Below are 13997 nucleotides of genomic sequence, written 5' to 3'. Positions count from 1 at the left end.
GGACACAGCCCGACCGGACCACGCAGACCCGATCGGAGCGCCTTCATCAGTTGAAGGTCTGGAAGAAATTCCAGACCTCGGTGGGAGCGAAACTCGGCCACCGATGATGGTTCGGAGCCCCCTCACTGTATTCACACCAGCGTGTTCTCTCCCCGCCGCAGGTGTATTCCACGCACCCGTTGCTACCAACCGACGCTTCGACATCACCACACATATTGGAGTCCTTCCAGTACTCCCGAAGCGCAATGCCGCCCGCGGTGTAATCGATGTACACGTCCTCCGGATCGTGGGCCAACCACGCGCCCGCAGGCCCGAGGCAACTGTTGATACTCGCCTCCGGCGGGCCCGCGCCAGCGGCGGCAAAGGCGCGGAGCACGTCGCCGCGCTCACAGCCCAGCCGCGCGCTGAAATAGCCGCCCATGCTGAAACCGGTGGCGAATACGCGCTCCTCGTGCACACACAAGCCCTGGCTCAGTTCGGTCAGCATCGCGTCGAAGAATTGAAGATCTTCGTCCCCGGTGGTCTGCCAGCTCTCACCGGTATTGTTGGCGATCTTCTCTCCGGTGGCTGTCTGGTTTTCGATGATCAGACCATTGGGGAACACCAGGATGGCGTTGTCACCCATGGTGGATTGCAGGTTGCCGTAGGACGCGTTTTGAAACTCTCCCTCTCGTCCCCGGCCATGAAAACCGAATACCACAGGATAGGGGTTGTCGGCATCGTAGCCGCTGGGGATTTGCAGTTCGTATTCCCGCTGCGTCCCGTTCACTGTGATCTGCCTGGGCCCTGCCGAGATCGGTACAGCGCCGCATCCTTGAGATGCGTACGTCGGAAGCGGACTGGAGTCGTCATCTCCCGAGCCATTTCCGGTGTCCGGGTCGGGGTCCGCTGATCCTCCACCGCCGCCAGTGTCTGGATCCCGTTCGGGCTCTGGATCTGGCTCCGGTTCGGGCTCGGGTCCCGGGGTTGGTTCCGGGTCGACTACCTCGTTCGGCTCTTCGGGCGGAGGAGCATCAGATCCTCCGCCACCTCCACCGCCGCAGCCTGCGGTCAGCACCAGTAGAGAAGCCCAACAGATCGCTTTCAGGCTCACGTATTCCTCCTCGATTTCCGTCCGCTGCGAAACCGATCGTGTCGGTAATCCGCTGCCCCAGCGACACGTATCGCCTCGCTGGCTCATCGATTCTGAAAACACACGATACAAAAAGTGCCGTGCGCGGATGTGCGGCGCGCGCGGAATCATTCATTCGCTGGACGCTCGTAACCCTTAACGTACGAAACTCGTCGAGCTTGGCAAGGAGATCACTGTGGCCCTGCGCAACGCCGTACAACTCATCTGTTATCCGAACCGGATAGGGTCGAACATCAATGACCTGGCACGCTTTCTGGAAAATCACGTCGACGATGCGATATCAGGCGTCCACCTGCTGCCGTTTTACCCGTCCAACGCTGACGGCGGTTTTTCACCTCTGACGCACAGGCAGGTCGACCCGCGTTACGGTACCTGGGAGGATGTCGAACGACTGGCCGCGCGCTACGACCTCTGCGCGGACCTCACCGTCAACCACATATCGGATGCGTCCGAGGAGTTCCGGGACTATCTCCGGCACGGAAGCAACAGCCGTTACGCAGATCTGTTCGTGGACGTCGATGCGATGGGCGAGATCACCCAGGACGATCTGCAGAAGATACATATACGCAAGGAAAAGGAGCCTTTTCGCCCGGTGGAATTTGCCGACGGCTCAACCGGCCGGGTGTGGTGTACCTTCACCGAGCGCCAGATCGACCTGAACTACCGGTCTTCGCAGACTTTCCAGTTGATGGAGCAGTACATTGCCTTTCTCACCGCCAAGGGGGTGAAGCTGCTCAGGCTTGACGCGTTCGGCTATACCACCAAACGCATCGGCACCAGCTGCTTTCTGGTCGAGCCGGATGTCTATCAGATTCTCGACTGGATCAACGAGACTGCAGCCCGCTATGGTGCCGAGTGCCTGCCGGAAGTGCATGATCATCCCAGCTTCCAATACGCCATCAGCCAACGGAACATGCACCCGTACGCGTTCGCACTGCCTCCCTTGATGCTCTATACGCTGCTCGAAGGTGACAGTCGCTATCTCAGACACTGGCTGCGCATGTGCCCCCGCAATGCGATCACGGTGCTCGATACGCATGACGGCATCTGCATCCCGGATGTCGAGGGCGTCCTGCCGGAGGACAAGATCAGGCGGCTCATAGACAATCTCGATGCACGCAGCGCGGATCCCATATTACGTCGCACCGCAGGCCGTCGAGACAGCGTCGGTGCCATCTACCAACTGACCTGCACTTTTTACGATGCATTGATGCAGAACGACGACAGCTACATCGCCGCCCGGGCGTTACAGTTCTTCACGCCGGGAATCCCGCAGGTCTATTACGTTGGATTGTTGGCCGGTTGCAACGATGAACTGCTGATGGACGCCACTGGCGAACTGCGTGATATCAACCGGCATTACTACAGCGTCAAGGAAGCAGAACAGGCGATGGACGCGCCTGTGGTTCGAAGGCTACTGACGCTGATGCGCTTTCGCTCAAGCTATCCCGCCTTCAACGGACACTTCGAGCTGCATTACTCGGACGATTCCAGCGTAGCGATGGGATGGCGACACGACGAGCATCACTGCCTGCTGACGGTAGACCTGACGCTCAAGCAGGCGCGTATCGACTATTTCGATGCCGACCATGGACGACAGCAACACATGGTCTGCTGAGTCAGGCGGTGGGTCAGACGGTGGCGCGCTTGACCAGCGCCAGCAGTCCCGCAGCACCTGCGAACAATCCGGCAAAGCTGCGGTTGACCATCTGCTGCTGCCGCTGAGAACGCAGCACTCGCAGCACCCTGGCGGCGAGACCGGTATAACCGGCCATGACAATCAGGTCGACAGCGACCATGGTCAACGCCATGAGCCCATACTGGGGCAGTAACGGCTGACTGATATCGAGAAATTGCGGAAGCACCGCAAGCATGAAGACCACGGCCTTGGGGTTGCTGGCGTTGATGACCAGCCCCCGCAGCACCAGCTGAAATGGACGGCCACCCATGACATTCTGCTCGCTCGGCTCCAGCTTCCCGACAGGCGCCTGCCATTGGCGATAGGCCAGATACAGCAGATACACCACCCCGAACCACTTGATCAGACTGAAGGCGAGAGCTGAAGTCGCCAGCACCGCTCCCACGCCGGCCGCAACAATACCGATCTGCGCGAGCAGCCCCAGCTGCAACCCGATGGCAGTCCAATAGCCCCGGGCGAAGCCGTAATTGAGCCCGCTCGCCATGGAGGCAATCGCGCCTGCCCCGGGCGAAAGACTGATGATCCAGCACGCCAGCAGAAATGCCAGCCAGGTTTCCAGAGCCAAGATGATGTCCATGACGGTACGCATATGCGCGAGGGGCCGATATTACCACTGCGGCCAGCGGCGCCATAGGCGTCGGGGACTCAAGGTGCGCCGCTCGGGATGCCCTGGTCCGACGGACTGCATCCTGACTGGCTTGTCCCCGTCCGTCTGGCGAAGCAGAATACTGGATAACCAACCAGCAAGATGATCATGCAGCTTCCCGACCTTCCCGCCGACTATTATCTGCGCAATTTCCGCACCGCCGTGGACTGGGTAGCCGTGCGCTATGCCGACCTGTTGGCCGAGGACGAAGCTGCCTTCATCGAAGCGTTCAGTGGCTTGCCCCCGGCGAGCCAGGCGCTACTGGTGCGTCTGGTCATGCGCAAGGGGCCGCACTTCAGGGTCTCGCGGCTGAGCTACCCGGAGATCGGTGACCTGCGAGCCGCGGTGAAACCACTGCTGGGCATTGGCTGGTTGGATGACGTTCATCCCCTGAGCATCAACGACATTTGCGCGCTGCTGCGCCGGGACGAGCTGCTCGCACATTTCGCTGAGCATGTGCCGCATCGCGGTATCGCGAAAGGCGAGCTGGTCGCCCGCCTCCAGTCCGCCTGTCTTCATCTCCAGTCGCTGTCGAGCTGGTGTCCAGCGCTCGACGAGACCGTACTCACGTTGACCGTCGGGGACTGTTGTGATCGCCTCAGACTGCTGTTCTTCGGCAACCTCAACCAGGATTGGTCCGAATTCGTGCTTGCCGATCTGGGCGTGTTTCGGTACGAACAGGTGCCCTTCAGCACCGCCTCGCGCGGCTTCACTTGCCGGCGCGATGTCGAGGATTACCTGCATCTGTTTCGCTGTCGCGAGGCGTTCGACAATGGCGAAGACGTCAGCGCGGTCATCGGGCGCCTGGGCTCGTTCACCACAAACAACCGTCATTTGCGCCTGCGCCATGCCAAGCTGCTCCTGCGCATGGGTCAGCATCTGGAGCGCTGCGGCGGACTGGAGGACGCGATCGATCTCTACCGAGCCAGCAGCTATCCCGGGGCACGGCAGCGTCATGTACGGGTGCTCGAGAAACTGCAGCGGTTCGATGAAGCCTGGGGCCTCGTGCAAATCGCCTTGCAGGCGCCGGAAAGTGATACCGAGCGGCAATTGATGACCCGAGCACAGGCTCGACTGGCTGGCAAGCTGGGCAAACCACGGCCCGCGCGCAGCGCTGCAGCACCGCATGGGCTACTCGAGCTGACCCTCCCACGGCCCGACGCCGGCTCGGTGGAATATGCCGTTCGCGAGCATCTGCTGCAGCCTGACGCCCCGGTGTATTACGTGGAGAACACGTTGATCAACAGTCTTTTCGGTCTGCTGTTCTGGGACGCCATCTTTGCACCGCTTCCGGGCGCTTTCTTTCACCCATTCCAGGGGGCACCGGCAGACCTGCACGACAGCGATTTCCGCCGTCGCCGCGAGACATTGCTAGCCGAGCGCTTCGCCCAGCTCGATGACGGCACCCATGCGGCGACCATTCGCCAGGCCTACGTGGACAAACACGGGCTGCAGTCGCCCTTCGTCTTCTGGGGCGCGCTGAACGAGGACTTGCTTGAACTCGCTCTGCACTGCCTGCCGGCCCATCAGCTGAAGGCCTGTTTCGAGCGGCTACTGGACGACATCAGGGCAAACCGGACCGGCATGCCTGACCTCATCCAGTTCTGGCCGGCCGAGCGGCGGTTCAGGATGATCGAGGTCAAGGGCCCGGGAGATCGACTACAGGACAACCAGCGTCGCTGGCTGGCTTTCTGCGCACTGCATGACATACCCGTGGATGTCTGTCACGTACGCTGGGCGGACGCATGAACTACCGCATCGCAGTGCGCGCACTCTGCGAGTTCACGGCCAAGGAAGGTGACCTGGACCTGCGCTTCACCCCGGCTCCCACCGCGCAGGAAGGCATAGCCGGGCACAAGACAGTGGTACTGCGCCGTGGCGCGGGTTATCTCAGCGAGGTCGCGCTGGCCGGCGAATACCCGGGTTTGCTGGTCACCGGACGCGCCGACGGATACGACGAGCAGGCCAATCGGCTGGAGGAGATCAAGACGCACCGTGGGGACGTCGCGCGGATCCCCCAGAATCACCGTCTGTTGCACTGGGCGCAGGCCAAGGTTTACGGCCATCTGCTCTGCGCTGAACAGAGCCTCGACGACATCGAGCTCGCCGTCGTTTACTTCAATGTGATCTCGCAGAAGGAAACCGTCTTTCGCGAACGTTTCGACGCCGCCACGCTGCGCACGTTCTTCGAGCTGCAGTGCTCGCGGTTCGTCGCCTGGGCACGCCAGGAGGATGCACACCGTCAGGCGCGCAATCAGAGCCTTGAGCGTCTGCAGTTTCCCTTCCCCAGCTTCCGCAAGGGCCAGCGCCAACTGGCCGAGGCGGTGTATCGTGCTGCACGCGATGGCGATGCCTTGATGACCCAGGCAACCACCGGAATCGGCAAGACACTTGCTACGCTGTTCCCACAGTTGAAGGCCTTCCCCGGGCAGAATCTCGATCGCCTGTTCTTTCTGACAGCCAAGACACCAGGCCGGCGTCTGGCGCTTGATGCGCTCGCGGCGCTGCGTGATCAGGAGGAACACATGCCGCTGAGGGTGCTGGAGCATGTCGCCCGGGACAAGGCCTGCGAATATCCCGACCGCGCCTGCCACGGTGAATCATGCCCACTTGCAACCGGGTTCTATGACCGGCTGCCCGCCGCACGCAATGAGGCGCTCGCCAGCAACTGGTTGACCCAGCAGCAGGTGCGCGAGGTGGCTATCAGGCACCAGGTGTGTCCCTATTATCTGAGCCAGGAGCTGTGCCGGTGGGTCGATGTGGTGGTCTGCGACTACAATTACTACTTCGACATGACCGCCCTGCTGTTCGGGCTGACGGTGATGAACGAATGGCGGGTGACCCTGCTGGTGGACGAGGCGCACAATCTGGTCGATCGCGGGCGCGGCATGTACTCCGCCGAGCTCGATCAGGGACGTTTCAACGCGTTGCGCAAGGTTGCGCCGGCTCCACTCAAATCGTCGCTGGACAGGGTCAACCGCCACTGGAATCAGCTGCACAAGGAACAGCAGGTCGATTACCAGATCTATCCGGCGATTGCCGATCTGTTCATTCTCAGCCTGCAGAAAGCAGTCAGCGCCATCACCGATCATCTTACCGACCAGCCGACCGGCAACGATGCTGACCTGCTGCGCTTCTATCTCGACGCCATGCTGTTCACCCGGCTGGCCGAGACGTACGGCGATCATTCACTGTTCGACATCACGCGGCATGCACGTCCCGGCCAGCGTACGCTGTCGACGTTGTGTCTGCGCAACATCGTACCTGCGCCGTATCTGGCGACGCGTTTCGCCCATGCCCACAGTGTCACTCTGTTCTCCGCCACATTGAGTCCTTCCCGCTACTACAGGGACCTGCTAGGCCTGCCGTCCGACACACGCTGGCTGGAGGTGGAGTCCCCGTTTTCCGCCGAGCAGCTGGACGTCAGCATCGCGCGCAACGTCTCCACTCGCTACCAGCACCGCGGCGGGAGCCTGGATGCGATCGGCAGCGTGCTGGCGGCGCGGTATCGCTTCATGCCCGGTAACTATCTGGCGTTCTTCAGCAGCTACGCCTACCTGCAGCAGGTCATCGATCATGTGCGTATCCATCATCCTGATGTGCCGGTCTGGGAGCAGTCGCGCAACATGAGCGAAGCCGAGCGTCAGGCGTTTCTCGACCGCTTCACCGACACCTCGCAGGGGATCGGCTTTGCGGTCCTGGGTGGCGCTTTCGGTGAAGGCATCGACCTGCCCGGCGCGCGGCTGATCGGTGCGTTCATCGCTACGCTCGGGCTACCGCAGGTCAATGCGGTGAACGAGGAAGTCCGGGCCCGCATGCAGACGATGTTCGGCAACGGCTACGACTATGCTTACCTGTATCCTGGTTTGCAGAAGGTGGTCCAGGCCGCTGGCCGGGTCATACGTACCACCTCGGACCGGGGAATGGTGATGTTGCTCGATGATCGCTTCAGCCAAGCACAGGTCCGAAGCCTGCTGCCTGGCTGGTGGCAGGTGTCCTCCTTCGCCGTGACTCAGTCGCCGCGTACTCGCAAGCCCCTTCCGCAGTTCTGAGTGCGTATCCCTGGCGGTCGGATGCCGGATGCCAGCGAACACAGACGATCAATCGGAGTCACAGGGACATGCCAGCCGCTGAGTACTGGTTGCGCTGCTCGCCCCCATAGCCGCGACGGGCGGCCCGCCGCCGTAGACTCCAGCGATCGAATTCACCGAGACGGCGCATGCGCGTCCGTCCTGTCGGAGATCTCATGTCAGATCGAGCACCAACCTGCGTTGTACTGCTGCCAGCCAGCGAGACCGTCCCGCAGCACGAACTGAGCTGCCACGAAGCCATTGGGAACACCCTGGCCCGAATGATGGGCATCCCGTTCAAGTCGATCCATAAGCTGAGCCAGGCGGAGCGCCCCTACTATATTCCTTCCGATACGCTCAACAGTCTGTCGGACGCATCCGCACTGGGCATACACAGTGAAACGGATCTGTTCGGTGGCGTGGTTTCGGTGCCGTACATGTCCGGCAAGGCGATATTCCACCCGCTGATCGCTGCACCTGCTACCAGGCCGCCGGGGTGGTCCGACGCCTTGCATGAGCTGGCGGGCGACTCGGTGCTGCCCGGCTACAGCGCCTTTTGCCTGGCCGATGCGCGCATGGCCGCAAGAGAAATGCTTGCCAGTGGGCCCATTCGACTCAAGCCCGTGCGTGCCAAGGCCGGCCGAGGGCAGGCAGTGATCCGCGATGAAAGCGAACTCGAAGCCGCGCTGAGTCAGGCAGATGAGCACGAGCTCAATACCTGGGGGCTGGTAGTGGAGCGCAACCTCAGCGACGTAGAGACCTACAGCGTCGGACAGGTCCGTGCCGGGGGTATCGTCGCCAGCTACTGCGGCACGCAAAACCTGACGCCGTACGCGACAGGTCAGATGGTATACGGCGGATCAGACCTGTACATCGTCCGCGGCGACTACGATGCGCTGATCGAGGCGGACGCCGCGAAACCGTTTCGACATGCCATCGTTCAGGCTCGCCAGTACGAATCCGCCGCACTGCAGGCCCTGCCGGGGCTCATCCTGTCCCGACGCAACTACGACGTGGCGTCCGGACTGGATCCCCACGGCGTGCGGGTTTCCGGCGTACTCGAGCAATCATGGCGTATAGGCGGCGCCAGTGGCGCTGAAGTCGCGGCGCTGGCGGCCTTCGCAGACGACCCCGCGCTGCGCTACGTCGAAGCCTCGACGATCGAGCGCTACGGTACCGGGCACGCTGCGCCAGCCGGCGCTAGCGTCGTCTACAGTGGAGATGATGGAGAGAACGGATTCATCACCAAGTACATAAGGACTCAGGCCCATGAGCGCCGTTAAGGCTCCCTTCGATCTCCTGGTAGACGGCGAACATATTGCCGCCACCTTCATGGAACCGCAGCAGAAGCTGCCAGGCGTACTGTTCGTTCACGGCTGGGGCGGCAGTCAACAACGCGATCTGGAGCGGGCGCAGGGTATTACCGGCCTCGGTTGCGTGTGCCTGACATTCGACCTGCGCGGGCACGAGCGCACCAGCGGCCAGAAGAAAACGGTGACCCGCGAGCAGAATCTGGCGGATATTCTCGCCGCCTACGATCAGCTTGCCAGCCACCCGGCGGTTGACCCCGCGTGCATCGCGGTGATCGGGACCAGTTATGGGGGCTACCTCGCAGCCATTCTCACTCAACTGCGCACGGTGTGCTGGCTCGCCCTGCGCGTCCCGGCCATGTATTGGGACGAACAGTGGCACACGCCCAAGCTGTCGCTCGATAAACCGCGTCTGTTGCAATTTCGCGAGCAACCGCTGACGCCCGATGCCAACCGTGCATTGGCCGCCTGCGCAGCGTTCCGCGGCGATGTGCTGCTGGTCGAGTCGGAATTCGACGAACATGTTCCGCACGCCACCCTCATGAACTACCGATCAGCCTTCGTTCAGGCTCACTCACTCACCCATCGCATCATCGATGGCGCCGACCACGGGTTGAGTCAGGAGCGCGATCAGAAGGCCTATACGTATTTACTGACCAACTGGATCAGCGAAATGGTGATAGGCGTGCGCACGGCCAAGTAGGTAGGCGGCCCCGGCTCTCGAAGGGGCTTTTACTGTTGGCATTGCCGTGCTGAAAACAATATGCTGGCATATCGATACCCATTGAACCAAATCGCACGGATGCCGATCAGATACGTGCTCATCGTTTGTAGTAATGAGGACAGTCAGTGGTAAACAATCTCGCTTGGCTCTGGTCGGCAGGGACGCAGGGCAGAACGTCGCGACTGCGAAGAAAGATAGCGCTGACCAATCAGGTGGCGATCTTCGGCTTCGCGATGGTGCTGCCGTACCAGCTGTTTTATTTCGTGGATGGCCTCGCGTCCTATCTCGGCGTATTTCTGGTCAACCTGTTTTTCATGCTGGTCTATCTGGTGGTGCTGTTTCTGAATCACCGCGGCAGCCACACCTCGGCGCGCAACCTGTTGATCGGTGCGGGGTGCAGTCATGCGCTGCTGGCGACGGTGTTCCTCAGTTCGGCGGCCGGTGGACACCTGTTCTACTTCGCGGTGGCCGGCTTCCTCGCACTGGTTCATGAGCGGATGCGCGCTTCGCGCTTCATCCTGCTGCCGCTCGGGGTTGGCGTGCTGTTCTGCTTCTGCCAGTTCTATCTGACGCCCGAGCGCGCACTGCTCGCGCTGTCGCCTCAACAGTTACAGCTGATGTACATATCGAGCGTGTTCGGAGTACTGACACTGTCGGCCGTGTTTTCCTATCTGTTTCACCGCGAGATCGACCTGGCCGAAAGTGAAATGACGCGCAACAACCGCGTCCTCGAAGAGCTGAGCAGCACGGACACCCTCACCTCTCTGGCCAACCGACGCCGCCTTGACGACTTTCTCGACCGCGCCTGTCAGCGGCTGCAGAGACGTTTCCAGCCGCTCTCGCTGATCATGTGCGATGTGGACCATTTCAAACCCTACAATGATCAGCTTGGCCATCCGGCGGGCGATGCCTGTCTGCAGCGTATTGCCGACGCGCTGCGCGATACCGTGTGTCGCCAGGGGGACCTGGTGGCGCGGTATGGTGGAGAGGAATTTGCGGTCGTGCTACCCAATACCGATCGCATCGGCGCGCTGCAGGTAGCCGAAGCGCTGCGCACGGCGGTGCAGGATCTGAGTCTGCCTCATATTCCCGGCAGCGATCAGCAGGTGACTATCAGCCTTGGAGTCATCAGTGTAGCGAGCCCTGCCGCCACGGTGACCCCGGCCGAGTTGATTCGCCGCGCCGATGAGGCGCTCTACCTGGCCAAGGCCAACGGGCGTAACCGCGTAGAATTTACCGACTATCAGTAACGCAGGTCTTCCAGCCATTGGCCGGCGTCCCGCGCCTCGTCCTCGTGCAGGGGTTCCCGCCAGCTTTCCTTCAAGGCCGCCTCATACCACTCGCGCATGCCCTTGAGCTCGAGCATACGCCGGGCGTAGGCGTTGGCAGGCGCGGCCGCCAGCTCGAGCCCATAGGTCTGCAAGCGAAAGACCACCGGAGCGAAGAACGCATCCACCGCGGTAAAGGCCGGGCCGGCAAGAAACTCGCCCCCGAACCGTTGCAGGCCGTCGCACCACAGGCTTTCCAGCCGATTCAATTCACCTTCGAGTCGCTCTGTCACGTGATGCAGCCTGACGCGGATGCCACAATTCATCGTGCAGACAGCGCGCATTTCAGCGAAACCCGAGTGCATTTCGGCAGTCGCGCTGCGGGCCCAGGCGCGCGCCTCGCGATCCTCTGGCCAGACTTGCGGATACGACTCGGCCAGATACTCGGTAATTGCCAACGAATCCCACACGACACAGTCGCCATCAGCCAGACAGGGGACCTTGCCGTTGGGCGAGAACGTGCTGAAGCCATGATCACTGGCTCCGGGCTTGAAAGGCATCAGCTGTTCCACGAAGGGGATATCCAGCTCCCGCATCAGCAACCAGGGCCGCAACGACCAGGACGAGTAATTCTTGTTGGCAATATAGAGTCGAGCCGCCATGTGCGCTTCCTTGATCAGCGAATGACTGATCCTGCCACAAAAGCGGCGTTTTTCAACATGCCAATACGCCTTCCTCAACAGCAGCCCTGGCGCACCCGTGCGCTATAGCGTTTCCTGCAGCCAGCCATCCTCCGCGGTCAGCGCTACCAGGCGGGAGCGCAGATCGACATAGGACTCGAACTCTGCAGTCACGACGTCTGCCGGCACCCCTTCTTTCGCGGTCAGTTGTTTCAGAAAGTCGGGGAACGACTCCGCCGCCAGGCCCTGTGAGGATCCGGTCTCGGCGCGGGAGTATCTGGCGAAATTGTCGATGCTGCTGCGCACCACACGTACGACGCCTGGCGGGACCTCCCGGCCGCTCACGTTCAGTACGAACAGGGTGTCGGAAAGAAGCAGCACTGCTCTGGCCGGGGAGAGATCGACGCGGGAAGAATGGAAGTACTTCAATACGGGATAAGCGAGGTGTTGTAGCGCGACGCTGTCTATGGTCGACGAGAGGCTGAGCAGGTAGTTCTTCAGCGAAGCCTGCGGGTCATCGAGTCTGGCATTGTCGATCACTTCCGAGACGCTGGTGCCCATGGCGAATATGCCGCTGGCCAATGCCCGCCGCTGGATCGCAGCGGAAATCACCGACAGCACGTATGACAGCGAAACAGTCAGCACGATGGTCGCCGCCAACGTGGCGAGGGTCCCAACGAAGGTCCAGGGGAAGCCGGAGGGCACCCAATCGCCGTATCCAAGGCTCGATATGGTCGTGTTGACGAAATAGAGCGTTTCGAGGTTGGTCGCCGGCGCATCGGTGGTTCCATCGATGACCGAGCCGGTGTGCGCAGCAAAGGCGAGAAATACGGCGAATCCGAACAACAGATACCAGAGCACGATACTGATCAGCAGCAGACAGGGCCCCACAAACGCGAGCACGCGGTGCATGCGCCGACGCCGATGGATCGCCAGCAGCCCCCTCCACACAAGTCGCATGCCGGACCGCGTCAGCGGCCCGGCTCCGCTGGTGCTGAACACCGTGACGAACTGGTCCCAAAGCACGACCACCGCGAGGATTACCGAGAGAAGTGTGAGCAATATTGTCATCGGGCTGATTCATTAGGCATTCCCCGCTTGGGACCATGCTGATGTCCGGACGTTCGCTGCCGGTGCCCCATCGACCAATCGCGGCTCGCCGTCTGTCCAGACAGCGGAACGAGATCGACTGACGGCAGACCAAAATGTTGCAACTCACACGCATTCGGAGCCGACATGTCGATCACCGCACTGGCAATAAACTGCACCTTGAAGCAGTCCCCTTCATCCTCGTCCTGCGAGCTTCTGCTGCGCCAGAGCCTGGGGGAACTGGAAAAGCTGGGCGTCAAGGGTGAGATGGTCCGCGCCGCCGATCACAACATCAAGCCCGGTGTCACCTCTGACGAGGGTGACGGCGACGATTGGCCCGCCATCCGCGCCCGGGTGCTCGCTGCAGACATACTCATTCTGGGTACACCGATCTGGCTGGGCCATCAATCGAGCATCTGCCAGCGGGTCCTTGAACGGCTGAATGCCTTTCTTGGGGAGATGGATGATCAGGGCCGGATGATATCGTACGGGCGCGTCGCCGGCGTGGCCGTTGTGGGCAACGAGGATGGCGCGCATCACGTGTGCGCTGAGCTATTCCAGGGGCTCAATGATTGTGGTTTCACCATTCCTGCCAACAGCTGTACGTACTGGGTTGGCGAAGCCATGCACGGGACGGACTACAAGGAACTCGAGACGACACCGGAAAAAGTCGTCCAGACCACCGCGGCCATGGCGAGAAACTGCCTGCACCTGGCGCAACTGCTCAAGGGCTCGCAATATCCCGGCGACCCCGAAAGCTAGACAGCCTAGTCGCGGACGTCCTGGCCGATGCTCGAAAACCTGCCGCGCCGTTCGAACTGCCATGGAGGGCCGGAGGGTTGCCTGATCAACCTCGGCTGGCCCATAGCAGGAAACCTTGAGTGAACGGACCGCTGCCCTGCCTGTCTATCGGGGTGTACACCCGATTTGCGGCCGGGCGTTCGCTACACCACATCGGGGCGCTTGCAGCCCTGTCCAGAACGAGGCTCGCCGAAGTAGCCCGAATGCCGCACGAGCCTAGGCAACAAAGGAGAAGCACTATGCAGACCTTGAAAATGCTTACAGCTGCACTGACATTCGCCTCACTTGGCATCGCAGCACCGGCTATGGCGGAAAGCGATTCTTCCGCAGGCAGTGCCGGAGGCCAGACCAATAGCACCACCCAAAGCACCGGCCAGGGCTCGGCCTCTGGTACGACCGGCAACATGGGCAGCGGCGGCGGAGATTCAATGAACAACCCTGGTATGGACACCAAAGACTCCGACCCAGAAGCGGCGCGCGACACCCATACCAGCCCGTATAAAAAGACCTATCCGAACGAAAAACCAGTGGGTGAAGGTGACGATTCGGAATCCGAAGAGAACCAGTAACCCGGTTGC

Annotated in this window: 12 protein-coding genes; 8 read left to right on the top strand and 4 right to left on the bottom strand. The window is 61.4% G+C overall.

Translation table 11 applies throughout. From position 1 onward, the window contains the following. Positions 1–46: 46 nt before the first annotated feature. The gene (locus tag KEM63_RS06915; RefSeq protein ID WP_223655454.1) at positions 47–769 is read right to left on the bottom strand and encodes a CE1 family esterase; all 723 of its coding nucleotides are present in this window, start codon (positions 767–769) and stop codon (positions 47–49) included. Between the two features lie 538 nt (positions 770–1307). On the opposite strand from KEM63_RS06915, the gene gtfA reads away from it, so the two are divergent. Beyond that, complete coding sequence (gene gtfA, locus KEM63_RS06910; protein WP_223655453.1) at positions 1308–2750, top strand: sucrose phosphorylase; 1443 nt, start codon at positions 1308–1310, stop codon at positions 2748–2750. 13 nt (positions 2751–2763) lie between these two features. On the opposite strand, the gene KEM63_RS06905 is transcribed toward gtfA, so the two are convergent. Next, positions 2764–3408: a LysE family transporter gene (locus tag KEM63_RS06905; RefSeq protein ID WP_423747838.1), complete on the bottom strand. Its 645-nt coding sequence runs from the start codon at positions 3406–3408 to the stop codon at positions 2764–2766. Positions 3409–3585: 177 nt separating this feature from the next. On the opposite strand from KEM63_RS06905, the gene KEM63_RS06900 reads away from it, so the two are divergent. The 5 genes from KEM63_RS06900 (at position 3586) to KEM63_RS06880 (ending at position 10831) form a co-directional block, all read left to right on the top strand. After that, positions 3586–5226 carry a VRR-NUC domain-containing protein gene (locus KEM63_RS06900; protein WP_223655452.1) on the top strand — a complete coding sequence of 547 codons (1641 nt, stop codon included), beginning with the start codon at positions 3586–3588 and terminating at the stop codon, positions 5224–5226. After that, a complete protein-coding gene (locus KEM63_RS06895) occupies positions 5223–7529 on the top strand; it encodes an ATP-dependent DNA helicase (protein ID WP_223655451.1) in 2307 nt (768 codons plus the stop codon). The genes KEM63_RS06900 and KEM63_RS06895 overlap by 4 nt, the downstream gene beginning before the upstream one ends. A 194-nt stretch (positions 7530–7723) precedes the next feature. Next, entirely contained in the window at positions 7724–8830 is a 1107-nt protein-coding gene (locus KEM63_RS06890) for a DUF3182 family protein (protein WP_223655450.1), read from the top strand. Continuing rightward, the gene (locus KEM63_RS06885) at positions 8817–9560 is read left to right on the top strand and encodes an alpha/beta hydrolase family protein (protein WP_223655449.1); all 744 of its coding nucleotides are present in this window, start codon (positions 8817–8819) and stop codon (positions 9558–9560) included. Before KEM63_RS06890 ends, KEM63_RS06885 begins: the two co-directional genes overlap by 14 nt. Before the next feature lie 146 nt (positions 9561–9706). Beyond that, a complete protein-coding gene (locus KEM63_RS06880; protein ID WP_223655448.1) occupies positions 9707–10831 on the top strand; it encodes a GGDEF domain-containing protein in 1125 nt (374 codons plus the stop codon). Here KEM63_RS06880 and KEM63_RS06875 read toward each other — a convergent pair. Further along, entirely contained in the window at positions 10825–11511 is a 687-nt protein-coding gene (locus KEM63_RS06875; RefSeq protein ID WP_223655447.1) for a glutathione S-transferase family protein, read from the bottom strand. The genes KEM63_RS06880 and KEM63_RS06875 overlap by 7 nt on opposite strands. A 102-nt stretch (positions 11512–11613) precedes the next feature. Next, positions 11614–12600 carry a hypothetical protein gene (locus tag KEM63_RS06870; RefSeq protein WP_223655446.1) on the bottom strand — a complete coding sequence of 329 codons (987 nt, stop codon included), beginning with the start codon at positions 12598–12600 and terminating at the stop codon, positions 11614–11616. Between the two features lie 165 nt (positions 12601–12765). Here KEM63_RS06870 and KEM63_RS06865 point away from each other — a divergent pair, with 165 nt between their 5' ends. Further along, positions 12766–13380: a flavodoxin family protein gene (locus KEM63_RS06865; RefSeq protein WP_223655445.1), complete on the top strand. Its 615-nt coding sequence runs from the start codon at positions 12766–12768 to the stop codon at positions 13378–13380. A 278-nt stretch (positions 13381–13658) separates the two neighbouring features. Next, positions 13659–13988 carry a hypothetical protein gene (locus tag KEM63_RS06860; RefSeq protein WP_223655444.1) on the top strand — a complete coding sequence of 110 codons (330 nt, stop codon included), beginning with the start codon at positions 13659–13661 and terminating at the stop codon, positions 13986–13988. The last annotated feature ends 9 nt before the right edge of the window (positions 13989–13997 follow it).

Origin of the sequence: Halopseudomonas nanhaiensis, from assembly GCF_020025155.1 — a bacterium.
Lineage (GTDB): Bacteria > Pseudomonadota > Gammaproteobacteria > Pseudomonadales > Pseudomonadaceae > Halopseudomonas > Halopseudomonas nanhaiensis.
Note: the sequence above shows the minus strand (reverse complement) of the source record. Positions and strands in the feature narration are given on the sequence as shown.